This is a genomic window from Dactylosporangium sp. NPDC051485 (assembly GCF_040682015.1).
In the GTDB taxonomy this organism is placed as follows: domain Bacteria; phylum Actinomycetota; class Actinomycetes; order Mycobacteriales; family Micromonosporaceae; genus Dactylosporangium.
Genome location: NZ_JBFAZW010000060.1, coordinates 15,568 through 39,738, shown reverse-complemented (window position 1 = coordinate 39,738; position 24,171 = coordinate 15,568). Strand labels below are relative to the sequence as shown.

The window sequence follows — 24,171 nt, the reverse complement described above, 5'->3', positions numbered from 1 at the left end:
TTCTGTCCTAACGGACCAGTCGGGACTGGTCGTCCAGTTCCGCCATGAGCCGCTCGGTCGCCTTGGCCACCGCGGCGTCCATCAGCCGCCGCTCGGCGACCACCGTGTCCAGGCCGTCGCCGGCGAGTTCCCGGGCCGACTGGGCCATCCGCAGCTCCTGCTCGTGCCGCTTGGTCGCGGACAGCTCCCGGCGGCGGGCCTCGCGGGCCTCGGTGCGCTCGTAGCCGTTGCCGTAGGAGACCAGCTTGAGCCAGACGGCGGCGCAGTCCAGGCAGATCAGCAGCGCGGCCACGCCGAGGTAGAAGAAGCCGAAGCCCCAGAAGTCGCTGGTCACCAGGTGCCACATGGCGGTGGTGCGGGCCCCGAAGCCGGCGCCCGCCTCGACCGCGACCCGGTTGGTGGAGCGCTGCTCGGCGATCTGGCCCATGAGCTCGGCGACCTGGGCGGTGCGGGCCTGCCGCCCGGGCTCCTGCGAGGTGCGCAGGGCGGCCGCCTCGGCGTCGAGCCGGGTGGCCTCGTCCATGAGCGAGCGGGACTGCCGCACGAGCGTGTCGCAGTAGCCGCCGGACGGGCAGCCGGCCCGCTGGGTCACGCCGTTGGCCCGCGAGTCGGCCAGGGCCTGGTCGTACGCCGACGCCGACTCCTTGCGCTTGTCGGCGGCCAGCCTGTGCAGGTCGGCCACGGCCGCGTCGTCGGCGCCGTCCTGGGCCCGCAGCGCGTCGATCTGGCGCTGGAAGGTGGCGATCGCGCCGTCGTGCTCGAGCTGGGTCAGCTGCCGGTTGTGCACGGTGCCGAGGTACGCGTCGACCTCGCCCTTGTAGCGGGCCAGCATCAGCGGCTCGGTGATGACGACGGCGAAGAGCAGGGCGAGCAGCATCCGGCCGGCGTAGAGGCCGAAGGTGCGCCGGCGCAGGAGGTGGTGCGGGTCGGTGGAGTCCAGCCGCTCGTAGTTCACCGCCACCCGGCCGACCACGGCCCGGTCGTAGGCGATCACGGCCGCGGCGACCGGCGGGCCGACCAGCCACTGCCACCAGGGGTGGCGGTAGTTGGAGGAGGCATCGACGAAGCTCGCCGCGCCGATGATCGCGTATACGCCGTACAACAGGATGAAGATCCCGACCGAGCTGTAGAGCGCCCGATCGGTGTGGGTGCGCACGCTCGCGGGGTTGACGTTGGCGACCTTGAGGAGCGCGTCGCGTGCGGCCATGCGCACGACGTTACGCGAGGATAAGTCGCATTTCCGGCTTTCCGGATTGTGAGCGCCAGGTAACTCGCGCGTCATCGAAGCATTGGGATTCGTGAAACGGTCCGTCCATACGGTTCGGTCTCCCATCACCGACTGGACAGGACTGAATATGGCCCCACTGGCTCGACGCGGTCTCTTCGCGCTGGCAACCCTTACGCTCCTGGCCCTGGCGGGCTGCTCCGAGCCCGCCAAGGGCGACAGCGGTTCCTCGAGCGGCGACACGATCAAGGTCGGCATCCTGCACTCGCTGAGCGGCACGATGTCGATCTCCGAGGTCACCGTGCAGAAGTCGGAACTCATGGCCATCGACGAGATCAACGCCGCCGGTGGTGTGCTGGGCAAGAAGCTGGAGCCCGTCGTCGAGGACGGGGCCTCGGACTGGCCGACCTTCGCGGAGAAGGCGCAGAAGCTCATCTCCAAGGACAAGGTGGCCACCGTCTTCGGCGGTTGGACCTCGGCCAGCCGCAAGGCGATGCTGCCGGTGTTCGAGCGCAACAAGGCCCTGCTGTGGTACCCGGTGCAGTACGAGGGGCTGGAGAGCTCGCCGTACATCTTCTACACCGGTGCCACCACGAACCAGCAGATCATCCCGGGCCTGGACTACCTCAAGCAGCAGGGCAAGAAGAAGATCTTCCTGGTCGGCTCCGACTACGTGTTCCCGCGCACCGCCAACAAGGAGATCAAGGCGTACGCGGCGGCCAACGGGATGGAGATCATCGGCGAGGAGTACACGCCGCTGGGCCACACCGAGTACAGCACCCTGGTGAACAAGCTCGCCGCGGCCAAGCCCGACGCGGTCTTCAACACCCTCAACGGCGACTCCAACGTGGCCTTCTTCAAGGAGCTCAAGAACAAGGGCATCAGCGCGGACACCATGCCGACCGTCTCCGTCAGCGTGGCGGAGGAGGAGGTCGTCGGCATCGGCAAGGAGAACATCGCCGGGCACCTGGTCGCGTGGAACTACTACCAGACCACGTCGGGCGCGGCCAACGACAAGTTCGTCGCCGCGTTCAAGGCGAAGTACGGCGCCGACAAGGTCACCTCCGACCCGATGGAGGCCGGCTACAACGCCGTGTACCTCTGGGCCGAGGCGGTCAAGAAGGCCGGCAGCACCGACGTGGAGAAGGTCAAGGCGGCGGCCAAGGGCATCTCGCTCGACCTGCCGGAGGGCAAGGTCACGATCGACGGCGACAACCAGCACGTCTACAAGACCGCCCGGATCGGCATCATCCGGCCCGACGGGCAGATCAAGGAGGTCTGGAACTCCGGCCAGCCGATCAAGCCGGACCCGTACCTCAAGGGCTACGACTGGGCCAAGGGCCTGAGCTGAGGAAGGGGCGTCGGCCATGATCGCCAATCAGTTCGTCACCGGCCTGAGCATCGGCGCCGTGCTGCTGCTCATCGCCCTCGGCCTGACCTTCACGTTCGGTCAGATGGGGGTCATCAACATGGCGCACGGCGAGTTCATCATGGCCGGCGCCTACACCACCTACCTCGTGCAGAGCTTCGCCGGCACCCAGGCGGTCGCCGTGGCGCTGCCCATCGCCTTCGTCGTCGGCGGGGTCATGGGCCTCGTCCTGGAGCGCCTGCTGGTCCGGCGCTTCTACGGCCGTCCGCTGGACACGCTGCTGCTCACCTGGGGCGTCAGCCTCATCCTGCAGCAGGCCGCCATAGACCTCTTCGGCGCGCCGAACGTGCAGGTCAGCGCGCCCGGGTGGCTCCGCGGCGGGTTCCACGCCGCCGGCGTGGACATCGCCTACAACCGGCTGTTCATCATGGCGCTGGCGGCCGCCGGCGTGGCCGGGATCTGGCTGTACCTGACCCGCCTGTCCGCCGGGCGCCGGATGCGCGCGGTGATGCAGAACCGGCAGCTCGCCGCGATCAGCGGGGTGGCCACCGACCGGGTCGACCAGCTCACCTTCTTCATCGGCTCCGGCCTGGCCGGGCTGGCGGGCGTGGCGCTCACGCTCATCGGCCCGGTCGGCCCCCAGATCGGCACGTACTACATCGTCGACGCCTTCCTGGTCGTCGTGGCCGGCGGGCTGGGGCAGCTCAAGGGGGCGGTGGTCGCCGCCGTCGCCCTCGGGCTGCTCAACAGCTACGTCGAGCTGTGGACCAACGCCAGCCTCGCCAAGGTGGTGGCGTTCGCCGTGATCGTCGCCTTCCTGCAGGTTCGCCCCCAGGGCCTGTTCGTCCTGCGCTCCCGGGCGCTGTCGTGAGGCGCTTCGGCGGCCCCGCGCTGTTCGTCGCCGCGCTGCTGGTGATGACGCTGGTCGTGCCCAACGTGCTCGGGCCGTTCCGGCTGCAGCTGCTGGGGAAGTACCTCTGCTTCGCCATCGTCGCCGTGGGCATCGCGATCGCGTGGGGCCGCGGCGGCATGCTGACCCTCGGCCAGGGCGTCTTCTTCGGCCTCGGCGGCTACGCCATGGGGATGTACCTCAAGCTCGCCGACGCCGGCGGCGGCCTGCCCGACTTCATGGTCTGGAGCGGCGTGGACAGCCTGCCGCTGGTGTGGAAGCCCTTCGCCAACCCGGCGTTCGCGCTCGCCATGGTGGTCCTGCTGCCGACCGCGGTGGCCGTGCTCCTGGGCCTGCTGGTGTTCCGCCAGCGGGTGCGCGGAGCGTACTTCGCGGTGCTGTCCCAGGCCCTGGCCGCCGCGTTCGTCATCCTGCTGGTCGGCCAGCAGGGCCTCACCGGCGGGACCAACGGCCTGACCAACATCCAGTTCTTCTTCGGGCTGGACCTCTACGAGGAGTCCGGCCAGCGCCTGGTCTACCTCGTCACGGTCGGCGTGCTGGCCGTCGTGTTCGTGCTCGCCTGGCAGCTCAAGGAGAGCCGCTTCGGCAAGCTGCTGGTGGCCATCCGGGACGGGGAGGACCGGGTGCGGTACCTCGGCTACGACCCCGCCGTCGTGAAGACCGTCGCGTTCGCCTTCTCCGCCGCCCTGGCCGGCATCGCGGGTGCGCTCTTCGTGCCGGTCGTCGGCATCATGTCCCCGGCCGAGCTCGGCATCGTCCCGTCCCTGGCCATGCTCATCGGCGTGGCCATCGGCGGCCGCTACTCCCTCGTCGGCGCGGTGGTGGGCGCGGTCCTCTACAACTACGCCGAGACGTCCCTGTCCGAGGCCTGGCCGTCGGGCTGGAAGTACCTGGTCGGCGCCCTGTTCATCGCCGTCATGGTGTGGGCACCCCGCGGCCTGGCCGGACTCGATCTCAAGAAGATCGAGATCAAGAAGATCGACATCAGGAAGCTCGATCTCAAGAAGGTGGCGCGCCGATGAGCCTCCTGCAAGTGCGCGGCCTCAACGTGGTCTTCGACGGCTTCAAGGCCGTCACCGACCTCGACTTCGACGTGGCCGAGGGCGAGCTGCGCTTCGTGATCGGCCCGAACGGCGCCGGCAAGACCACGCTCGTCGACTGCATCACCGGCCGCACCCGCCCGGCGTCGGGCAGCATCGCCTTCGACGGGCACGAGATCCTCGGCCGCAAGGAGCACCGGATCGTGCGGCTGGGCATCGGCCGTACCTTCCAGACCTCCGTCGTCTTCGAGGAGCTCACGGTCGGCGAGAACCTCGACCTGGCGGCCTCCTTCCGCCGGCCGCTGCCCGCCTTGCTGCGCCGCCGCCGCGCCTACCCCGAGGACGTCGTCCGAGTCCTGGAGACCACCGGCCTGGCCGGCCTCGTCGAGCGCAAGGCCGGCGTGCTGTCCCACGGCCAGCGCCAGTGGCTGGAGATCGGCATGCTGCTGGTCCAGCAGCCCCGCCTCCTGCTGCTCGACGAGCCGGTGGCCGGCATGAGCCGCGACGAGCGCGAGCGCACCGGCCAGCTCCTGGTCGAGGTGGCCAAGACCCACACGGTCGTGGTCATCGAGCACGACATGGAGTTCCTGCGCCGCTTCGCCACCGTCGTGACGGTCCTGCACGAGGGCCGACTGCTGCGCCAGGGCAGCGTGGCCGACGTGCAGGCCGACCCGAGGGTCCAGGAGGTCTATTTGGGACGGGCGCGAAAGGAGCCGGTCGATGCTGGCAATTGAGTCGATCGACGTGGCCTACGGCCGGGCGCAGGTCCTCTTCGGCCTGTCGATGACCGTGCCGCCGGGCTCCCTGACCTGCGTGATGGGGCGCAACGGGGTCGGCAAGACCACCCTGCTCAAGGCCATCATGGGCGTCCTGCCGGTCCGCAAGGGCCGGATCACCTTCGACGGCCACGACGTCACCCGGCTGAGGACCTACGACCGGGTGCGCCTGGGCCTGGGTTACGCCCCGCAGGGCCACGAGACGTTCCCCCAGCTGACCGTGTGGGAGAACCTACAGGTGGTCCTGGAGGCATCGCCGAAGGCCACGAAGTCCTCGCTCGACGAGGCCCTGGACGTGTTCCCGGCCCTGCGCCCCTTCCTGCGCAACAAGGCCGGCTTCCTGTCGGGCGGCCAGCAACAGCAGCTGTCGATGGCCCGGACCCTGATCACCCGCCCGTCGATGCTGCTGCTGGACGAGCCGACCGAGGGCATCCAGCCCTCGGTGATCCTGGAGATCGAGGACTCGATCGAGCGCCTGCACAAGGAGACCGGGGTGGCCGTGCTGCTGGTCGAGCAGTACCTCGACCTGGCCCTTCGCCTGGCGGACAACTTCGTCATCATCGACGCCGGCGAGGTGGTGCGGGCTGGCGACCGCGCCGACCTGCAGGACCCCGCGGTCCGTCAGCTTCTGACCGTCTGAAGCGCGCGGGCGGGTGCCCGTATCGACGGGCACCCGTGACGCAGGAGTAAAAAGCCGCTTCCCGTGGTATGCCAGAGAGCACGGCTCTTCCCGCGTGGAGGTGGCATCCATGGGCAAGGACGTCGGGTCGCACGTGTTCAGCCGGGAACACCGGATGCGGTACCGCGACAAGGTGCGCCGATGCCTCGACGCGTTCGCCCGGATGCTGGCCGAGGCGCCCTTCGACAACGGCGACGGGATGAGCGGGCTCGAGATCGAGCTCAACCTCGTCGACGAGCACTACGACCCGGCGCTGCGCAACCAGCGGGTGCTCGACGCCCTGGCCGACCCCGCGTTCGTGACCGAGCTCGGGCAGTTCAACATCGAGATCAACGTGCCGCCGCAGCGGCTGCTGGGCGACGGGCTCGCGCGGTTCGAGGCGCAGGTGCGGGAGAGCCTCAACGCGGCCGAGGAGCACGCGGCGCGGGTGGGCACCCGGCTGGCGATGATCGGCATCCTGCCCACGCTGCGCCGCGACCAGCTCACGCTGGACGTGTTGTCGGCCAATCCGCGCTTCGCCCTGCTCAACGAGCAGATATTCGCGGCCCGCGGCGAGGACCTGCTCATCGCCATCGACGGCGTCGAGCGCCTGCACGTGCGGTGCGACTCGATCGCGCCCGAGGCGGCGTGCACCAGCGTGCAGTTCCACCTGCAGGTTGCCCCGCAGCGCTTCGCCGCCTACTGGAACGCGGCCCAGGCCATCGCGGCCGTCCAGGTGGCGCTCGGGGCCAACGCGCCCTTCCTCTTCGGGCAGGAGCTGTGGCGGGAGACCCGCATCCCGCTGTTCGAGCAGGCGACCGACACCCGCGCGGAGGAGCTCAAGAGCCAGGGCGTGCGGCCGAGGGTCTGGTTCGGCGAGCGATGGATCACGTCCATCTTCGACCTGTTCGAGGAGAACGTGCGGTACTTCCCGGCGCTCCTGCCCATCTGCGAGGACGAGGACCCGATCGCGACCCTGGACGCCGGCGGCACGCCGCGGCTGGGGGAGCTGCGGCTGCACAACGGCACGATCTACCGCTGGAACCGCCCCATCTACGACGTCGTCGACGGGCGCCCGCACGTGCGGGTGGAGAACCGGGTGCTGCCGGCCGGCCCGACCGTGGTCGACAGCATGGCCAACGCCGCCTTCTTCCTCGGGCTGGTCCACCGGCTGGCCGGCCAGGACCGTCCGGTGTGGACCCAGATGTCCTTCGGCGCCGCCGAGGAGAACTTCCACACGGCCGCCCGGCACGGCATCGACGCCCCGGTCTTCTGGCCCGGGCTGGGCTCGGTCCCGGTGACGGAGCTGGTCCTGCGCCGCCTTCTGCCCCTGGCCCACGAGGGCCTCGACGAGTGGGGCGTCGACCCGGCCCACCGCGACCGGCTGCTCGGCATCGTGGAGCAGCGCTGCCTGGCCCAGCGCAACGGCGCCACCTGGCTGGTCGAGGCCGCGCACGCGATCGAGGGCAACGGCCCGGTGCAGCGGGACGACACGATGCGCAAGCTGCTGCAGGAGTACCTTCCGAGGATGCACTCGAACGTCCCCGTCCACGAATGGTGAGCGGCCAGCTGGTCCTGGCCAAGGACGGCCCGATCGCCACCCTGACGATCGCCAACCCGGCCAAGCGCAACGCGATGACCGCCGCGATGTGGCGCGCCCTGCCGTCGCTGCTGACCCCGCTGGCCGAGGACCCGGCGGTGCGCGTGCTGATCCTGGCCGGCGCCGGCGGCACGTTCTGCGCCGGCGCCGACATCACCGAGGCCGCCGACGTGGCCCGCGCCGGCGACGCCAGCATCGCGGTCGCCGCCGAGGAGGCCCTGGCCGCCTTCCCGAAGCCCACCATCGCCCGCATCGACGGCTTCTGCGTGGGCGGCGGCTGCCAGCTGGCGGTCGCCTGCGACCTGCGCTTCGCCGCCGACGACAGCCGCTTCGGGGTGCCCCCGGCCAAGCTCGGCATCGTCTACCCGCCCTCGACCACCCGCCGTCTGTCCGCCCTCATCGGCCCGGCCCGGGCGAAGCTGCTGCTCTACACCGCGGAGCTGATCGACGCCGCCTCGGCCGAGCGCTTCGGCCTGGTCGACGCGGTGGTGCCCGCCGCCGATCTGGCCGCCGCGGTACATCGAACGGCCACCACGATCGCCGGCCGCTCCCTGCTGACGCAGCGCGCGGCGAAGGCGGTGCTGTCCGGGGCGGCGCCCCCGGCGCAGGACGAGGCGGAGCTGCAGGAGGGCATCACCGCCTTCCTGGAGCGCCGCGAGCCGGTCTTCGGCCCGCTCGCGTAACCGGCCGGGGCGACTGCCCGCCTTTCGCCGTCCGGCCCTCGACCCGGGCCCCTCGAAGGGCTCGATGTGTTCGACAGGCCCGGGCCTAGGCTGGAGAAATGATCTCCCGCTGGGCCGTGGTCGCCGGTGCGCTGGGCAGCGCGGGCCTGGCGGTGGCCGTCGCGGGGGCGCCGCTGTCGGCCTTCGTCTCCGAGTCGGGCGTGCCCGGCGCGCCGCACGCGGGGCTGTACGCGGCGAGCATGGTCCTGCTGGCCCTCTCGCTGGCGTTGCTCACACCGGCGCAACCCTTGAGGGCGGCGGCCGCGTGCTTCGGGCTGGCTGCGCCGCTGGCCGGGGTGGCGGCCGGCGTGCACTGCAGCCCGGGGTGCCCGCTGCCGCCGTACGAGACGCCGTCCGCCCGGGACCTCGTGCACGCGACCGGCGCGGTCGGCGCGCTCGGGCTCTGCGCGCTGGCGATGCTGCTGTGCGCCACGCTGCCCGCCGCCGGGCGCTTCTGGCGGCGGGCCGGCCGGATCGGGATCCTGGTGGCCTACCCGCCGCTGATCCTCTCGGCGGCGGGCATCCTCCTCGTCGGGCGCTCCCTCTTCACCGGGGTCACCGAGCGCCTGGCCCTGGCCGCGGTGTGCGCCTGGGTGGTGTTCAGTTCGGCAGCGGTACCTCGAACCAGTGCGCCTCCGGCCCCGGGTTCGCGGTGAAGTCGTACCGGACCCCGGGCTCGCCGATCGCCACGAGGCTGGCCGACCCGGAGCCGTAGAGCAGGCCGTCGAACTCCTTGCGGATCAGCAGCGGCCGCTCGGCCGCGCCGGTGAACTCGCCGCCGGAGAGCAGGGCGATCCAGTCCCCCCAGGCGGCCGCCGGGGCCAGCCCGGGCTTCGGGTCGGGGGTGCCGGCCGCGCGCAGCGGGGCGAACTCGTTGACGTCGATCCCCTGGTTGACGATCACGTGGTCGCCGGGCGGCAGCACCCGGTGCGTGACCGTCGTGCCGTCCCAGGAGGTGACCGCTACCTCGGTCGGATCGGCCCGCACCAGATGGAACGCGTCGAAGGCGCGCAGCACCTCGTCGTCCGGCGGGTAGGGGGACAGCGGCAGCGACCCGCGGGTGGGGCGATCGCCGGCCGGTGGCAGCGCCGGGGAGCCGTTGAGCAGCGCCGTCACGCTCGGGCGGGCCGGGTCCACGGCCAGCCAGGTGCCGCCGGCGGTGCCGTCGCGGCCGCCGAAGCGGCCCGGCCAGTGCTCGGCGGGGGGCTCCCAGGGGCGGCCCAGGTACTCGTCGCGGACGGCGGCGAGCAGCACGGGCCAGGTGGCGTCGGGGTCGAACCGGAGGAGCACGGTGCACATGGACCGAACGTTATGCCCCTCCCAACTGCGGGATACGCGCGGTCAGCCAATCCGCGAAATCGTCGGCCGGCAGCGGCTTGGAGATGAAGTACCCCTGGACCAGGTTGCACCCCTCCTGCCGCAGGTGGAGCAGGGTCTGCTCGTCCTCGACCCCCTCGGCGACCACCATGAGGTCCAGGGCGTGGCCGAGCTGGACGGCCGAGCGGACCACCGCCCGGTCGCGGTGGTCGACGGCGATGCGCTGCACGAAGGAGCGGTCGATCTTCATCTCGTGGATGGGCAGCTTGCGCAGGCGGCCCAGCGACGAGTACCCGGTGCCGAAGTCGTCGATGGCGAGCTTCACCCCGAGCGCGTGCAGCCGGTCGAGGATGACCAGCGCACCGGTCGGGTCGGCCATGATGCTGCTCTCGGTGATCTCCAGGGTCAGCGCGCTGGCCGGCACGCCCGCCTGGCCGAGGAGCCGGGCCACGATGTCCGGCAGGTCGGACTCCTGCAGGCTGTTGGGCGAGAGGTTGACCGCGACGTGGATGTCGTGGCCCATCCGCCGCCAGGTCGCGCACCGGCGCAGCGACACCTCGAGCACGTGCAGGGTCAGCGGGCGGATCAGCCCGGAGTGCTCGGCCAGCGGGATGAACTCGTCCGGCGGCACGAACCCGTGGGCCGGGTGGTGCCAGCGGGCCAGGGCCTCGGCCCCGACGACCAGGCCGGTGGCGGTCTCGATCTTGGGCTGGAAGACGACCACGATGTCGTGGCGCTGGATCGACTCCCGCAGGTCGGCCACCATGGCCAGGCGGCGCGGGCTGTTGCGGTCGTCGTCGCTGGTGTAGACGCGCACGCCGGCGTGGGTGGTCTTGGCCACGTACATCGCCACGTCGGCCCGCTGGATCAGCGTCTTGGCGTCGTGGCCGTGCTCGGGTGCCAGCGCCACGCCGATGCTGACCCGCGCGTTGAGCCGCAGGTCCCCGATCGGGATGGGCTGCTCCATGGCGGCGTCGAGGTCGTCGCCGACGGCCAGAGCGGCCTCCTGGGTCCGGATGTGCGGCAGCAGTACCGCGAACTCGTCCCCGCCCAGCCGGGCCACGGTGCCCCGGCCGTCCAGCCGCTCCTGCAGCCGCTCGCCGACCTGCCGCAGCAGCTGGTCGCCGACGTCGTGGCCGAGCGCGTCGTTGATCTCCTTGAACCGGTCCAGGTCCATGAGCAGCATTGCCAGCGGGGTGCCGGCGGCCCGCAGCTCGTCGACGAGCGCGGAGAAGCGCTGCCGGTTCGGCAGGCCGGTGAGCGGGTCGTAGCGGGCCAGCCGCTCGTTCTGGGCCACCTCCCGGCGCAGCTCGTCGAGCAGCCGGGCCTTGGCCAGCGACACGCTGGCGTGGTTGGCCAGCGCCTGGAACAGCCGCAGCTGCTGCTCGCCGAAGGTCGGGATGTCGGCGAGGCTGTCGGCCACCAGCAGCACGCCGGCGGCGCCGTCGCTCAGCGGCACCGGGACCGCGATCCCGTCCTCGATCGAGCCGATCATCCGGCTGCCCTTCGGCACGAGCACGGGCACGCCGGTGCGGGCCGGCTGCCACCAGGCGGTCTCGGGCAGCGCGTCGACGGTGCTGACGTCGAGGTGGCGCCGGCCGTGCATGCGCAGCCGCACGTGGGTGCCGTCGGGGTTGGGCACGATCAGCTCGGCCCGCTCGGCCCGCAGCTGGTCGCGGGCCTGCTCCAGGACGATCCGGGCCACGCCGCCGGTGTCGAGCGGCCCGTCGAGCGCCCGGGTGAAGGCGTAGAGCTCCTCGACCTGCTGGTGGCCCTGGCTCTGCTGGACGAAGGCGCGGTAGGCGCGGTACGTCACCGCGGAGACGATCGTCAGCAGCACGACGGCCCGCGGGTCCCGCTCGATGGCCAGCGCGCTGACGATGCCGATGCTCGTGGTGATGGCGACCAGCGGCATGCCGTGCAGGGCGCTGGGCAGGCGCTTCCACTCGCCGGGGTCGTCGTGCAGGGCGATCGCGGCGGTGACCAGGACGGCGGCGATCGCGTCCGACGCCAGCATGACGATCAGGAGGAGGAGCCACCCCTTCGGGCCGCTGGGCGGCGTCGGCCCGGACAGGGCGCGCAGCAGCACGGTCGAGGCCGTGGTCTGCACCCCGAGGAGGGCGACGTTGAAGCCGAGCTTCACGCCGCGCTGACCGCGCAGGCCGGCCAGGCCGATCACGCCGCCGATGAGGCGCACGCAGAGCAGCAGGGTCGGGTCGACGGACAGCAGCCCGAGGACCATCGGGATCTCGCTGAGGCTCATCGCGTGGCCGCCGCGGCGCACGCGCACGTGCACTGCGAAGCCCTCGGTCAGGGCGAACGCCACCAGGAGGATCGCCAGCGGCACCCGATCCGGGTCGGCCGGCAGGCCCACACCGCGGATGCGCAGCGCATGGGCCACGATGGTCGCGACGCCCAGCCAGAGGCTGAGCATCGCGACCCGGGCGTCCGGGCGACTCCACCCACGTGCTTTCGTCATCTTTGCCCTGTTGTGTGCGCGACTCGTCGTGGTTGTACCGCTAGTCCCAGGAGGAGGACGACCAGTAGCTCCCACTCCAAGTTCGGCCGCTCCACGTGGTTCCTGACCAAGTTCGCCCGCTCCATGTGCGGCCGTCCCATGTCGCGCCGCTCCAGGTGCGCCCGCTCCACGTGCGGCCGTCCCAGTTGGTGCCCGACCAGTTCACCGCCGCCCACTGCTTGCCGCCGAGCGACGTCTGGTTCAGGGTCGTGCCGGTCCAGGCCGCGCCGTTCCAGGTGCCGCAGGTCCACGCGGTGCCGGCGGTGGCCGCCTTCGCCCAGGTGGTGCCGTTCCACGCCTTGCCCATGATGTCCTTCTCGCCGGTGAGCATCACGCCGCTGGCCGGGTCGGCCACGTGGGCGGTGCCCCGCGAGGCCTCCAGCGTGCCGGTGCCGGTCGAGGCCGCCCAGGTCTGGGTGTAGGCCGCGGCCGGGGTGGGCGCCTCGATCGCCTTCTTGATGTTCAGCTCGCCCGCGCCCTTGCCGAGGGCGTCGGCCTTGGGCATGGCGTCCGCGGTGCTCGTGAGCAGCTTCTTCACCTGGTCCGGGGTGAGCGACGGGCGTTGCTGCAGCAGCAGCGCGGCCGCGCCGGAGGTGATGGCGGCGGCCTGGGAGCTGCCGCTGCCCCGGAAGTAGCGGCCCGTGGCGTCGCCCGGGACCAGCCCCGTGGGGTAGTTCACGTCGACGTACGAGCCGGGGTCGCGCAGGCCGACGATCGAGCGCCCGGGGGCGGTCAGGTCGACGGGGCGGGTGGCGTTGCCGCGGCTGCTGAAGTCGGCCACGACGTCGTCGTTGCGGGTGTCGGTGCCCTTCGAGTCGGCCGCGCCGACCGCGATGACGTACGGGTTGGCCGCCGGCATCGACAGCGTGCCGCGGGTCGTGCCGTCGTTGCCGCCGGACACCACCACGGTGATGCCCTTCTTCCAGGCCGACTCGACCGCGTGGGAGAGCGGGTCGAGCTTCTCGTCCTGGTCGGAGTCGGTGCCGAAGGACAGGTTCAGCACCTTGATGTTGAGGGCGGCGTCGTTGCGGTGGGTCACCACCCAGTCGATCGCGGCGATCACCTGGGACACGTCGGTCGCCCCGTCCGCGGCGGCCACCTTCACGTTGATCAGCGTGGCGGTCGGGGCCATGCCGGTGAAGTTGCCCGGATCGGAGACGGTGGACAGGTTGGTGCCCGCGTCGCGGCCCGCGATCAGGCCGGCCATGTGCGTGCCGTGGCCGAAGGTGTCGGCGTAGCGCAGGTTGGCCGCCTGCGACTCGAAGGACAGGTCCGGCCCGTTGATGATGCGGGTGGTGTCGTTGAGGCCGGCGACCGGCGCGACGCCGGAGTCGATCAGGGCCACGCCCACGCCCTGGCCGCCGATCGGGCGCCCGAAGGCGTCGGTCTTCTTCCACACGTCCAGCGCGCCGGTCGTGCGCACGACGCTGAACATCGAGTTGGCGTCGCCGTCCGCGCGCCAGCTCGCCGCTTCGAGCCCTACCTTCCCGTCGACGGTCACGCCCCGCACGCCGGGCGCGGCCTTCAGTGCTGCGATCTGGTTGTTCGGCAGCTCTGCCACGAATCCGTCCACGACGGGCAGCGGCGTGCCGACCGTGCCGCCGGCGCGGGTGACCGCGCGGGCGGCGGCGTCAGCGTCGCGGTACTCGACGATGACGCGGGTCGGATCGGCGCTGGTTGCCGCCGGCGTGGCTGCGACCGCCGGCACGCCCGGCACGACCGCGCCGGCCGCGATCGCGACGATCGCGGCCGAGGCGGTGCCCAGTGCGGTCCGGTATCTCCTCGGCATGCGGGCCCCTTCCATGGGTCGATGACTCGCCGTGATCCATGGTTGGGCAGCCGGTAGCGTCGCGTTGTCAACAGGTTGGTCAGTCTTCGCGCACAGTGCTCAAGCTTCTGGGGGTACCGCCGTCTTTGCCCGTTTGATCGCCCCGGGGCCGGGCTGCGGGATCACGTCCCGGGGTGGAAGGTCGGCGTGGCCGTGCGTGCAGGCCAGCACGGCGTGCACCTCGGCGCCGCAGCCGCGGTGCACGGTCTGCAGCGGGGGGCCGCCCGGATCGGCCAGGTACCGGTCGCCCCACTCGCGCACGGCGACGATCAGCGGGTAGAGGTCGAACCCCTTCTCGGTCAGCCGGTACTCGTCCCGGGCCCGGGCGCCGGGCTCGCGGTAGGGGACCCGGCGCAGGATGCCGTTGTCGACCAGCAGGGCGAGCCGGTTGGTGAGCACCTGGCGGGGGATGCCAGTGCGCTCGCGCATGTCGTCGAAGCGGAACACGCCGTTGAAGACCTCGCGCAGCACGACGATCGTCCACCGCTCGCCGAGGATCGCCATCGCCCGGCCGATCGTGCAGTTCTCGACCGACCACTCGAGTGCCCTGGGTCTCATGCTGTCAGGCTAACGCCGTGCTGGGTCTTATTGACAGATTCAGCTCGCGCCGCGAGGCTGGGTCCATGACGCAGACCGAGGCGGACCTCCGCTCCCGCACGTTCACCTGGTCCGACCCGATGCTCAACGCGGCGGAGATCGGCCGGCGGGGCGGGCTGGAACTGCTGCAGGCGATGTCGCGCGGCGAACTGCCGGCCCCGCCGATCATGCACCTGCTCGGCACCGGCCGGCTGGAGGCCGAGGAGGGGAGGGTCGTGGTGACGCTGGAGCCCCAGGAGTACCACTACAACCCCCTCGGCAGCGTGCACGGCGGGGTGCTGTCGACGCTGCTGGACACCGCCACGGGCTGCGCGGTGCACTCGACCCTTCCCGCCGGCGTGGGGTACACCACCCTGGACCTGACCTCGAAGTTCCTGCGCCCGGCCTCGATCGCCTCGGGCATGCTCACCTGCGTCGGCACGATCATCTCCAAGGGCCGCCGGACGGCCCTCGCCCAGGCGCAGATCACCGACGCCCGCGGCGGCCTGGTTGCCCACGCCACCTCCACCTGCATGCTCTTTGAGATGGGCTAAGGGTTCACAGGCGGCGCACAGCCTCGGTTGAACGGGCCGGAAGGGTTGCGGCGCACCTTGATGGTCATGACGACCACGCTGACCCCTCCGGCCGCGCCCCCGGCCGATCCGCAGCAGGCCGAGGCGCGCCGAAGCGGCGGCGATCCGGTCTGGACGCGCCCGGCGCTCGCGCTGCTGCTGCTCGCCACCGGCGTGCTGTACCTGTGGAACCTGAGCGCCTCCGGCTGGGGCAACGCCTTCTACGCGGCGGCCGCCCAGGCCGGCGGCGAGAGCTGGAAGGCGTGGTTCTTCGGCTCCTCGGACGCCTCGAACTTCATCACGGTCGACAAGACGCCGGCCGCGCTGTGGATCACCGGCCTGGCGGTGCGCCTCTTCGGGCTCAGCTCGTGGAGCATCCTCGCCCCGCAGGCGCTGATCGGGGTGGCGACGGTCTGGCTGCTGTACCTCACCGTCAAGCGCTGGCACGGACCGCTGGCCGGCCTGCTCGCCGGGGCCGTGCTCGCCACCACGCCGGTGGCCACGCTGATGTTCCGCTTCAACAACCCCGACGCGCTGCTGATGCTCCTGCTGGTCGCGGGCGCCTTCGGCACGCTGCGCGCCATCGAGCGCGGCAGCACCTGGTGGCTCGTCTTCGCCGGTGGCGCGGTCGGCTTCGGCTTCCTCACCAAGATGCTCCAGGCCCTGCTCGTCGTGCCCGCGTTCGGCCTGGCCTACCTGCTCTTCGCCCCGACCGGCTGGGCGCGCCGGCTGGCGCAGCTGCTCGTCGCCGGGGCCGCGGTGATCGTCTCGGCCGGCTGGTGGGTGGCGATCGTGTCGCTGACCCCGGCGTCCTGGCGGCCCTACGTCGGCGGCTCGCAGGCCAACTCGATCCTCGAGCTGACCCTGGGGTACAACGGCTTCGGCCGGCTGACCGGCAACGAGACCGGCAGCGTGGGCGGGGGCGGCCGCAACGGCGGCGGCTGGGGCGCGACCGGCTGGTCCCGCCTGCTGGACGGGCAGACCGGCGGGCAGGCCTCCTGGCTGCTGCCGGCGGCCCTCATCCTGACCGTGGCCGGGCTGGTCTGGTCCACGCGCCGGGCCGCCTACGTGCTGTGGGGCGGCTGGCTGGTCACCACCGCCGTGGTCTTCAGCTCCATGCAGGGCATCTTCCACGACTACTACACGGTGGCCCTGGCCCCGGCGATCGGCGCGCTGGCCGGCATGGGCGCGGCCACGCTCTGGCGGCGGCGGTCGGACCTCTACGCCCTGCTGGTCCTCGGCGGCAGCGTCGCGATCACGGCGGTGTGGTCGTACATCCTGCTGGACCGGGCCAGCGCCTTGCACCCCTGGCTGAGGGTGGCGGTGCTGGCCACCGGCGGCCTGGGCGCGGCCGGCCTGCTGCTCAGCCAGCAGCTGACCCGCCACCTGCGCCTGGCCGCGGTGGCGCTCGCCCTTTTCGCCGTGCTCGGCGGGCCGGTCGCGTACTCGCTCAACACGGCGGCGACGCCGCACACCGGCTCGATCGTCACCGCCGGCCCGGCGGTCGCGGGCGGCATGGGCGGCGGCGGTCGCTTCGGCGGCGGGATGCCCCCGACCGGCGGCTTCGGCGGCCGCCCGGGCGGTGGCATGGGCGGCCCGGGCATGGGCGGCCTAGGCCTGGGCGGTGGTGGCATGGGCGGCCTGCTCGACGCCACGACGCCGAGCTCCGAGGTGGTCGCGGCGCTGCGGGCGGACAGCTCGAAGTACACCTGGGTGGCCGCGGCGGTCGGGTCCAACAACGCCTCGGGCTACCAGCTGGCCACCGAGCTGCCGGTGATGGCGATCGGCGGGTTCAACGGCAGCGACCCGGCGCCGAGCCTGGCGCGGTTCCAGCAGTACGTCCAGGAAGGCAGGATCCACTACTTCATCGGCGGGTCGGGGCTCGGCGGGCGCAGCAACGGCGGCAGCAGCGTGAGCGCCGAGATCGCGTCCTGGGTGGAGGCCAACTACACGGCCCAGACCGTTGGCAACACCACCCTGTACGACCTGACCGCCTGACGCGCCCCATCCGGATGGGCGGCCCTCTTCGGGGGCCGCCCATCCGCGCATCCGGACTCACAGGCCCGGCACAGGTTGGCCGCAAGGTTCCGGAAGCTCCGGACCCGACCGTTGTGCCCATGAGCATTGGGACGCTTCCTCGCACCAGCGGCGCCGGCAGCCGGAACGCCTGCGCCGTGCTCGACGTCGTCATCCCGGTCCACAACGAGCAGGCCGATCTCGGCCCGTGCGTGCGCCGCCTGTACCGGCACCTGAGCGAGAGCTTCCCGTACCCCTTCCGGATCACCGTCGCCGACAACGCCAGCACCGACGAGACCCCCGCGGTCGCGGCCGCGCTGAGCGTCGAGCTGCCCGGCGTGGAGGTCCTGCGGCTGGCCGAGAAGGGCCGCGGGCGGGCGCTGAAGCGGGCCTGGACGGCGTCGGACGCCCGGGTGCTCGCGTACATGGACGTCGACCTCAGCACCGACCTCAACGCCCTGCTGCCGCTGGTCGCGCCGCTGCTGTCCGGGCACTCCGACGTCTCCATCGGCAGCCGACTGGCCCGCGGCTCCCGGGTGGTCCGCGGCCCCAAGCGCGAGTTCATCTCGCGCAGTTACAACCGCATCCTCCGTACCGCCCTGAGCGCCCGCTTCTCCGACGCCCAGTGCGGCTTCAAGGCGATCCGCCGGGACGTGGCCGAGCAGCTGCTGCCGCTGGTGGAGGACACCGGCTGGTTCTTCGACACCGAGCTGCTCGTCCTGGCCCAGCGGGCCGGCCTGCGCATCCACGAGGTGCCGGTCGACTGGATCGACGACCCCGACAGCCGGGTGGACATCGTGGCGACCGCGGTGGCGGACCTCAAGGGCATCGCCCGCCTGGGCCGCGCCCTGGTCACCGGCAAGCTGCCGCTGGCCGCGCTGCGCAGCCGCCTGGGCCGCGCCCCGCTCGTGGCGGGCGTGCCGGCGGGGATGCTGCCGCAGCTGCTGCGCTTCGCCGGGATCGGGATCCTCTCCACGGTGGCGTTCCTGGCCCTGTACGCCCTGCTGCGCCCGGCCGCCGGGGCCCAGGCGGCCAACTTCATCGCCCTGCTCAGCACGGCGATCGCCAACACGGCGCTCAACCGGCGGCTGACGTTCGCCATCCGCGGTACCGGCGGGGCAGTCAAACACCAGATCCAGGGGCTGCTGCTCTTCGCCCTGGGCCTGGCCCTGAACTCGGCCGCCCTGGGCCTGCTGAACCTCGCGTCCCCGGCCCACACGCACCTGGCCGAGATCGCGGTCCTGCTGGCGGCCAACGCCGTGACGACCCTGCTGCGCTTCGTCCTGATGCGCGCGTGGGTCTTCCGACGGGCTTGATCACGATATGTCGGGCGCTCCGCTAGCCCGACATATCGGATATTTCAACATTTAGCGGGCGCAGCGCGCGCCGGGCTGAGTGCGGACAAAAAGGTCAAGTCTGACGCGCCAGGGTCGCCCGTACGATACCGTCCAAAACGGTGAAAGCGGGATTTCTTCATGAAGTGCGCGACGGCGTCACGCCGCGCGCGGGTGCGCTGGTCCTCGCGGTGCTCGCCCTCCAGCTGGCCTTCATCGCCAGCTACATCGGGGCGTTGCACGAGCCGACCCCGCACCGGATTCCTGTGGCCGTCGCCGCGCCCCCGGAGGCGCTCGACGACCTGATCGGCAAGCTCGACCGGCTGCCGGGCGAGCCGCTGGACGCGCGCCCCGCGTTCAGCGAGGACGCCGCGCGCCGGATGATCGACGAGCGCGAGGTGTACGGGGCGTTCATCGTCTCCAACACCGACGCGACCGACCGGCTGATCATTGCCAGCGCCGCCGGGAGCAGCGTCGCCACGGCGCTGACCCAGATCGTGACGCCGCTGGAAGACGCCCAGGACCGCGCGTTCACGGTCGAGGACGCCAAGCCGGCCCCGCTCGGCGACGCCCGCGGCCTGTCGGGGTTCTACCTCGCGCTCGGGTGGGTCGTCGGCGGCTACCTCGTGGCGATCGCGGTGAGCACCAGCAAGGGCTCCCGGCCGGCCAACCCGCACCGGGCGCTGATCCGGCTGTTGTCCCTGGCCGCATACGCCGCGGTCGCCGGCGTCGGCGGCGCGCTCATCGCGGGCTCGCTCTTCGGCGCGCTGGACGGCCACCTGGTCCGGCTGTGGTGGTTCGGCGCGCTGCTGGTCTTCGCCTCGGGCTGCTGCACCATGGCCCTGCAGGCCGCCTTCGGCTTCGTCGGCACGGGCATGACCATCCTGCTGTTCGTGATCCTGGGCAGCCCGAGCGCGGGTGGTGCCTATCCGGCGCCGCTGCTGCCCGCGTTCTGGCGCGCGATCGGCCAGTGGCTCCCGCCGGGGCTGGGCACGGAGGCGATCCGCGGCATCGTGTACTTCGACGGCGTGGGGGTGCAGCGGGCGGCCATCATCCTCGGCGGGTACTCGCTCTTCGGCCTCGTCGGCACCCTGCTGGTCGCGCAGATCGCGCAGCCCCGGCAGATCGTCATACCGCCGAGCCAGGCGCTCGTGCCGGTGGGATCGTCAGCGACGATCAGCCGGTGAAGGGTTGAGGAAGCGCTCACAACATTCCTTGCCCGGCCAGCTACGCTCGCAGCGTGGACGACGCTGTGGACCGGCGCGGCGCGCTGGTGCAGGAGGCGGCCCGACGCTGGCGATCCCAGCTGATCGACCTCGGCGGGCGCAACACGCTGCTCTACTACCGCGACCTGCGGTCCGGCACGCTCGACCTGAGCGCCGCCGACCCGGTCTCCCTGCAGGCCCTGCTCGGCGGCCGTACCCTGCCGCTCGGCCACCTCTTTGCCGAGCGCGACGCGCACGCCGCCGCCATCAAGCGGGCCCGCACGATCCGCAACAAGGCACGGGAGCTGGCCGAGGAGCGCGGCATCGAGACGTGCTTCGCCGCCATCGGCAGCGCCACCTGGAGCCTGCCGCCCGGCGGCGGGGCCGCCCCGGCCGCGCCGGTGCTGCTGCGCTCGGCCCTGCTGCGGGCCCGCGGCGCGGCCGAGGACGACTTCGACCTCACGCTGCAGGGCGACCTGGAGCTCAACCCGACGCTGCTGCAGCTGCTGGAGGAGGACTTCGGCGTGCGGGTCGACGCCGACGAGCTCGAGGAGCTGGTGAGCTACACCGCCGGCTTCGACGCGCAGCCGCTGTACGACCGCCTGCTCAAGGAGACGTCCGGCCGGGTCCGCGGCTTCGCGATCAGCCCCCGCTTCGTGCTGGGCACCTTCTCCTACGCCAAGCTGCCCATGGTCACCGACCTGCGGGTGGCGGCCCGGGCCCTGGTCGAGCACGACGTCGTCGCGGCCATCGCCGGCGACCGCGACGCCCAAGCGGCGCTGCGCCCGGCCCCCGGCATCGCGCTGCGCGACCCGGACCGGATCCCGCCGGAGGACGAGTTCCTGGTCCTCGACGCCGACTCGTCGCAGCACTACGCGATCAACGCCGTCCTGGCCGGCCAGCACAGCGTGATCAAGGGCCCGCCCGGCACCGGCAAGAGCCAGACCATCGCCAACCTCATCGCCTCCCTGGTCGCCCGGGGCAAGCGGGTGCTCTTCGTGGCCGAGAAGCGGGCCGCGATCACCGCCGTCACCGACCGGCTGGCCCGCCGCGGGCTGGGCAACCTGGTGATGGACGTGCACGACGGCACCACCTCGCGGCGCAAGGTCGCGGCCGACCTCAAGGCCGCCTTCGACTCGGCCGCCCGCATCGCCCAGCCCGAGCTCGGCGTGCTGCACGAGACGCTGGCCGCCCGCCGCGCCGCGCTCAACGACCACGACGAGGCCATGCACCTGCCGCGCGAGCCGTGGGGCATCTCGGCGTTCCAGGCCCAGACCGAGATCATCCGGCTCGCCGGCGCGGTCGCGCCGATGCCCGAGGCGCGGCTGCGCGGCCCGGTGCTCGCCGCGCTCGACGCCGCCACCGCCCGGCGGGTCCGCGAGCAGCTGCGCGACTACGCCACGCTGGGCGGGTTCGCCCTCGACGGGCTGCGGTCGGGTTGGGTCGGCGCCGCCGTGCACTCCCCGGCCGACGCCGAGGCCGCCTTCGACCTGGCCGAGAAGCTGTCGACCCGGGCCCTGCCCGACGCCCGCCCGGCCCTGCGTTACGTGCAGGAGCACACCGGCCTTCGCGCCCCGGCCGACCTCGCCGGCTGGCGCTCCCTCTTCGCGCTGCTCGACGCGGTCGCCGCCACCCTCGCGCACTTCCACGAGGAGGTGTTCCGGACCGACCTCGCCGAGTACATCGCCGCGGCCGCCGACGCCGGCTGGCGCCGCGCGCACGCCGGCCAGCCCGGCACTGAACTCGGCTGGTGGGCCCGGCGGCGCATGCGCAAGCAGGCCGCGCAGCTGTGGCGCGGCCCCGGGACCCCGAGCCGTCCGCAGCTGTTCGCCGGCCTGCAGGGCGCGCTCACCCAGCGCCAGGAGTGGGCCCGGCTCGCGACCGGCGGCGGCACCCCGCGGCTGCCCGCCGAGCTGGCCCGCGCCCGCGCCGCGTTCGACCAGCTCGACGCGCAGGTGCAACAGCTGCAGCGGTACTGCCCCCAGCTCCCGATGGCCGGCATGGACCTCGACCGGCTGGGCCGCCTCGCGACCGCCCTGGCCGCCGACGAGCGCACCCTGCGCCGCATCCCGCGCCTCAACGAGCTGGCCGCCGGGTTCGCCTCCTTCGGCCTCGACCCGCTGCTGGCGGACCTGCGGGCCCGCCGGCCCGACGCCGACGGGGCGGCCGCCGTCTTCGACGCCTGCTGGCACGCCTCGATCCTGCAGCACCTCAACTTCACCGACCCGCGGGTCGGCGCCTTCGACGGCCCGCTGCACGCCCGCAACGTCGCCGAGTTCCGCGACGCCGACCGCCGCCACATCGACGCCACCGCCACCCGGGTGCTGCGCGCGGTGGCCGAGCACATCACGCGGACCCGCGACGAGTACCCCGACGAGAGCCGCCTGGTCGAGCACCAGGCCAACCTCAAGCGCCGCCACCTGCCGATCCGCCAGCTCTTCGCGACCGCCCCGCACATGCTCACCGCCCTGCGCCCGTGCTGGGCGATGAGCCCCCTGGTCGTCTCCCAGCTGCTGCCGCCGCAGGCCGGCCTCTTCGACGTGGTCGTCTTCGACGAGGCGAGCCAGGTCACCCCGGCCGACGCCGTGCCGGCGCTGCTGCGCGGCCGCCAGATCGTCGTGGCCGGCGACGAGCACCAGCTCCCGCCGACGTCGTTCTTCACCGCGGCCGAGGAGGGCACCGGCGCCGACCCGCTCGGCGTCAACGCCGACGGCTCGATCGACCTGTCGCTGACCTCCGGCTACGAGTCGATCCTGGACGTGCTGACCGCGCTGCTGCCCGGCTACCTGCTGCGCTGGCACTACCGCAGCCAGGACGACCGGCTGATCGGCTTCTCCAACGCGCACATCTACGACGGCTCGCTGGTCACCTTCCCGGGCGTGGCCGGCGTCGGCACCGTGCAGCATGTGCATGTCCCGTTCGTCCCCGGCGACGCCGCCGCCGGCGAGGAGGCGACCGACTCGGTCACGGCCGAGGTCCAGCGGGTGGTCGAGCTGATCCTGCGGCACGCCCAGATGCGCCCCAACGAGTCGCTCGGCGTGATCACGATGGGCATCACCCACGCCGAGCGCATCGACCTCGCCCTGCGCAAGGCCCTCGCCGCCCGCCCCGATCTGCACCCGTTCTTCGCCGAGACCACCGCCGCGGCAAAGCACCCGGAGCCGTTCTTCGTCAAGAATCTCGAACGGGTCCAGGGCGACGAGCGCGACGCCGTCATCCTTTCCATCGGGTACGGCAAGAACTCGGCCGGGCGGTTGCTGTACCGCTTCGGTCCATTGCTGCTCCCGGGTGGCGAACGTCGCCTCAACGTCGCCGTGACGCGGGCCCGCCGCCGGATGACCCTGGTCAGCTCGTTCACCGCGGCCGACATGGACCCGGCCCGCACCACGGCCGACGGGGTGCGCCTGCTGCGGGCCTATCTCGAGTACGCCGAATCGGGCGGCACGGCCCTGACCGGCCCCGCCTCCGCGTTCTCCCAGCTCAACCCCTTCGAGCAGGACGTCCGCGACCGCCTGGCGGCCGCCGGCATCCCGGTCCTCCCGCAGTTCGGCACGGCCGGCTACCGCATCGACTTCGCCTGCGCCCACCCGAGCATCCCCGACGAGATGGTCCTGGCCATCGAGACCGACGGCGCCTCGTACCACTCGGCCAGCACCGCCCGCGACCGCGACCGCCTGCGCCAGGAGCAGCTGGAGCGGCTGGGCTGGCGCTTCCACCGCATCTGGTCGACCGACTGGTTCGCCGACCCGGTGGCCGAGACCTCCCGCGCCCGGGCCGCCTACGACGAGGCGGTCGCCTCGGCGGACGCCCGCCGCACCGACGAGCCCACGGTGGTGCTGAACCTGGCCGCGGACGAACCGGAGCCGGTGGACTCCCGCCCGCTGCCCCGCCCGGCGCTGACCCCCGGCCGCCCGATCGGCGAGTACCCGCGCCAGCTCCTCGTCGACCTCATCCGCTGGATCGAGTCCGACACCCTGCTGCGCACGGAGGAGCAGGTCGTCGAGGAGGCGCGCAAGCAGCTGGGCTTCAAGCGCGGCGGCTCCCGCATCAACGCCGCCCTCATGGACGCGCTGCACGAGGCCCGCGACGAACAGCGCCCGGAACCGGCCTAAACGAAGGCGGTCCCCAGCCAGACGGTGACGGCGGCGGCCGCGAGCAGCCCGATGTTGAGCCCGATGAGCCGCCCTTCCCCGCGCGAGAGGTGCACCGCGATCCCGCCCACCTGCACGAGCACCAGCCCGGCGGCCGCCGCGATCGCCAGCCCGGCCGCGATTCCGGTCAGCGGCGGCAGGATGAGCCCGATCGCCCCGAGGATCTCCAGCGTCCCGATGACCCGCACCAGCGGCATCGGCACGGTGTCGACCCACCCCATCATCGGCTGCAACCGCTCCTTGCTCTGCGCGACCTTCTTGCCGCCCGCATAGAGGTAGAACAGTGCCAGCAGCCCGGCCAGAATCCAGAACGCAACCTTCACAGCGCCTCCTACCAGGACCCTTACCTTTCGT

19 protein-coding genes are annotated in these 24,171 nt (G+C 72.4%); 13 read left to right on the top strand and 6 right to left on the bottom strand.

The window, feature by feature from the left end; all coding sequences use genetic code 11:
• Positions 1–7: 7 nt before the first annotated feature.
• Positions 8–1,207, bottom strand: coding sequence for a DUF4407 domain-containing protein (locus AB0M46_RS29980; protein WP_363341346.1), 1,200 nt, complete (start codon positions 1,205–1,207; stop codon positions 8–10).
• Between the two features lie 148 nt (positions 1,208–1,355).
• Between AB0M46_RS29980 and urtA the strand changes: the two genes are divergently transcribed.
• The 8 genes from urtA (at position 1,356) to AB0M46_RS29940 (ending at position 8,956) form a co-directional block, all read left to right on the top strand.
• On the top strand, positions 1,356–2,576 hold the full coding sequence (gene urtA / locus AB0M46_RS29975) for an urea ABC transporter substrate-binding protein (RefSeq protein ID WP_363341344.1): 1,221 nt from the start codon (positions 1,356–1,358) through the stop codon (positions 2,574–2,576).
• Positions 2,577–2,592: 16 nt separating this feature from the next.
• Positions 2,593–3,465 carry an urea ABC transporter permease subunit UrtB gene (urtB, locus tag AB0M46_RS29970; RefSeq protein WP_363341342.1) on the top strand — a complete coding sequence of 291 codons (873 nt, stop codon included), beginning with the start codon at positions 2,593–2,595 and terminating at the stop codon, positions 3,463–3,465.
• On the top strand, positions 3,462–4,526 hold the full coding sequence (gene urtC, locus AB0M46_RS29965) for an urea ABC transporter permease subunit UrtC (RefSeq protein WP_363341340.1): 1,065 nt from the start codon (positions 3,462–3,464) through the stop codon (positions 4,524–4,526). Before urtB ends, urtC begins: the two co-directional genes overlap by 4 nt.
• Complete coding sequence (urtD, locus tag AB0M46_RS29960) at positions 4,523–5,278, top strand: urea ABC transporter ATP-binding protein UrtD (protein WP_363341339.1); 756 nt, start codon at positions 4,523–4,525, stop codon at positions 5,276–5,278. Before urtC ends, urtD begins: the two co-directional genes overlap by 4 nt.
• Positions 5,265–5,960 carry an urea ABC transporter ATP-binding subunit UrtE gene (gene urtE / locus AB0M46_RS29955; protein ID WP_363341337.1) on the top strand — a complete coding sequence of 232 codons (696 nt, stop codon included), beginning with the start codon at positions 5,265–5,267 and terminating at the stop codon, positions 5,958–5,960. Before urtD ends, urtE begins: the two co-directional genes overlap by 14 nt.
• 109 nt (positions 5,961–6,069) lie before the next feature.
• Positions 6,070–7,539 carry a glutamate-cysteine ligase family protein gene (locus AB0M46_RS29950; protein ID WP_363341335.1) on the top strand — a complete coding sequence of 490 codons (1,470 nt, stop codon included), beginning with the start codon at positions 6,070–6,072 and terminating at the stop codon, positions 7,537–7,539.
• Complete coding sequence (locus tag AB0M46_RS29945; protein ID WP_363341333.1) at positions 7,533–8,261, top strand: enoyl-CoA hydratase-related protein; 729 nt, start codon at positions 7,533–7,535, stop codon at positions 8,259–8,261. The genes AB0M46_RS29950 and AB0M46_RS29945 overlap by 7 nt, the downstream gene beginning before the upstream one ends.
• 98 nt (positions 8,262–8,359) lie before the next feature.
• Positions 8,360–8,956, top strand: coding sequence for a DUF998 domain-containing protein (locus tag AB0M46_RS29940; RefSeq protein ID WP_363341331.1), 597 nt, complete (start codon positions 8,360–8,362; stop codon positions 8,954–8,956).
• Here AB0M46_RS29940 and AB0M46_RS29935 read toward each other — a convergent pair.
• The 4 genes from AB0M46_RS29935 to AB0M46_RS29920 all read right to left on the bottom strand — a co-directional run bounded on the left by AB0M46_RS29935 (position 8,901) and on the right by AB0M46_RS29920 (position 14,521).
• On the bottom strand, positions 8,901–9,599 hold the full coding sequence (locus tag AB0M46_RS29935; protein ID WP_363341329.1) for an NRDE family protein: 699 nt from the start codon (positions 9,597–9,599) through the stop codon (positions 8,901–8,903). The genes AB0M46_RS29940 and AB0M46_RS29935 overlap by 56 nt on opposite strands.
• 10 nt (positions 9,600–9,609) lie before the next feature.
• Positions 9,610–12,096, bottom strand: coding sequence for an EAL domain-containing protein (locus AB0M46_RS29930; RefSeq protein ID WP_363341327.1), 2,487 nt, complete (start codon positions 12,094–12,096; stop codon positions 9,610–9,612).
• A gap of 40 nt (positions 12,097–12,136) precedes the next feature.
• Complete coding sequence (locus AB0M46_RS29925) at positions 12,137–13,924, bottom strand: S8 family serine peptidase (RefSeq protein WP_363341325.1); 1,788 nt, start codon at positions 13,922–13,924, stop codon at positions 12,137–12,139.
• Between the two features lie 99 nt (positions 13,925–14,023).
• Positions 14,024–14,521, bottom strand: a complete 498-nt coding sequence (locus AB0M46_RS29920; RefSeq protein ID WP_363341323.1) for a helix-turn-helix domain-containing protein — start codon at positions 14,519–14,521, stop codon at positions 14,024–14,026.
• Between the two features lie 65 nt (positions 14,522–14,586).
• Between AB0M46_RS29920 and AB0M46_RS29915 the strand changes: the two genes are divergently transcribed.
• The 5 genes from AB0M46_RS29915 (at position 14,587) to AB0M46_RS29895 (ending at position 23,778) form a co-directional block, all read left to right on the top strand.
• Positions 14,587–15,093: a PaaI family thioesterase gene (locus AB0M46_RS29915; RefSeq protein WP_363341321.1), complete on the top strand. Its 507-nt coding sequence runs from the start codon at positions 14,587–14,589 to the stop codon at positions 15,091–15,093.
• Between the two features lie 66 nt (positions 15,094–15,159).
• Positions 15,160–17,109, top strand: a complete 1,950-nt coding sequence (locus tag AB0M46_RS29910; RefSeq protein WP_363341319.1) for a glycosyltransferase family 39 protein — start codon at positions 15,160–15,162, stop codon at positions 17,107–17,109.
• A 119-nt stretch (positions 17,110–17,228) separates the two neighbouring features.
• Positions 17,229–18,443: a bifunctional glycosyltransferase family 2/GtrA family protein gene (locus tag AB0M46_RS29905; RefSeq protein ID WP_363341317.1), complete on the top strand. Its 1,215-nt coding sequence runs from the start codon at positions 17,229–17,231 to the stop codon at positions 18,441–18,443.
• A gap of 164 nt (positions 18,444–18,607) precedes the next feature.
• Entirely contained in the window at positions 18,608–19,648 is a 1,041-nt protein-coding gene (locus AB0M46_RS29900) for a hypothetical protein (RefSeq protein ID WP_363341315.1), read from the top strand.
• A 53-nt stretch (positions 19,649–19,701) separates the two neighbouring features.
• Entirely contained in the window at positions 19,702–23,778 is a 4,077-nt protein-coding gene (locus AB0M46_RS29895) for an AAA domain-containing protein (RefSeq protein ID WP_363341313.1), read from the top strand.
• Here AB0M46_RS29895 and AB0M46_RS29890 read toward each other — a convergent pair.
• The gene (locus tag AB0M46_RS29890) at positions 23,775–24,140 is read right to left on the bottom strand and encodes a DoxX family protein (RefSeq protein WP_363341311.1); all 366 of its coding nucleotides are present in this window, start codon (positions 24,138–24,140) and stop codon (positions 23,775–23,777) included. The genes AB0M46_RS29895 and AB0M46_RS29890 overlap by 4 nt on opposite strands.
• Between the last annotated feature and the right edge of the window lie 31 nt (positions 24,141–24,171).

Bases quoted from the DNA above. Each gene is read 5' to 3' on its own strand.
- AB0M46_RS29980 (WP_363341346.1), bottom strand. From the start codon at position 1,207: ATGGCCGCACGCGACGCGCTCCTCAAGGTCGCCAACGTCAACCCCGCG.
- urtA (WP_363341344.1), top strand. From the start codon at position 1,356: ATGGCCCCACTGGCTCGACGCGGTCTCTTCGCGCTGGCAACCCTTACG.
- urtB (WP_363341342.1), top strand. From the start codon at position 2,593: ATGATCGCCAATCAGTTCGTCACCGGCCTGAGCATCGGCGCCGTGCTG.
- urtD (WP_363341339.1), top strand. From the start codon at position 4,523: ATGAGCCTCCTGCAAGTGCGCGGCCTCAACGTGGTCTTCGACGGCTTC.
- urtE (WP_363341337.1), top strand. From the start codon at position 5,265: ATGCTGGCAATTGAGTCGATCGACGTGGCCTACGGCCGGGCGCAGGTC.
- AB0M46_RS29950 (WP_363341335.1), top strand. From the start codon at position 6,070: ATGGGCAAGGACGTCGGGTCGCACGTGTTCAGCCGGGAACACCGGATG.
- AB0M46_RS29945 (WP_363341333.1), top strand. From the start codon at position 7,533: ATGGTGAGCGGCCAGCTGGTCCTGGCCAAGGACGGCCCGATCGCCACC.
- AB0M46_RS29940 (WP_363341331.1), top strand. From the start codon at position 8,360: ATGATCTCCCGCTGGGCCGTGGTCGCCGGTGCGCTGGGCAGCGCGGGC.
- AB0M46_RS29935 (WP_363341329.1), bottom strand. From the start codon at position 9,599: ATGTGCACCGTGCTCCTCCGGTTCGACCCCGACGCCACCTGGCCCGTG.
- AB0M46_RS29930 (WP_363341327.1), bottom strand. From the start codon at position 12,096: ATGACGAAAGCACGTGGGTGGAGTCGCCCGGACGCCCGGGTCGCGATG.
- AB0M46_RS29925 (WP_363341325.1), bottom strand. From the start codon at position 13,924: ATGCCGAGGAGATACCGGACCGCACTGGGCACCGCCTCGGCCGCGATC.
- AB0M46_RS29920 (WP_363341323.1), bottom strand. From the start codon at position 14,521: ATGAGACCCAGGGCACTCGAGTGGTCGGTCGAGAACTGCACGATCGGC.
- AB0M46_RS29915 (WP_363341321.1), top strand. From the start codon at position 14,587: ATGACGCAGACCGAGGCGGACCTCCGCTCCCGCACGTTCACCTGGTCC.
- AB0M46_RS29910 (WP_363341319.1), top strand. From the start codon at position 15,160: ATGACGACCACGCTGACCCCTCCGGCCGCGCCCCCGGCCGATCCGCAG.
- AB0M46_RS29905 (WP_363341317.1), top strand. From the start codon at position 17,229: ATGAGCATTGGGACGCTTCCTCGCACCAGCGGCGCCGGCAGCCGGAAC.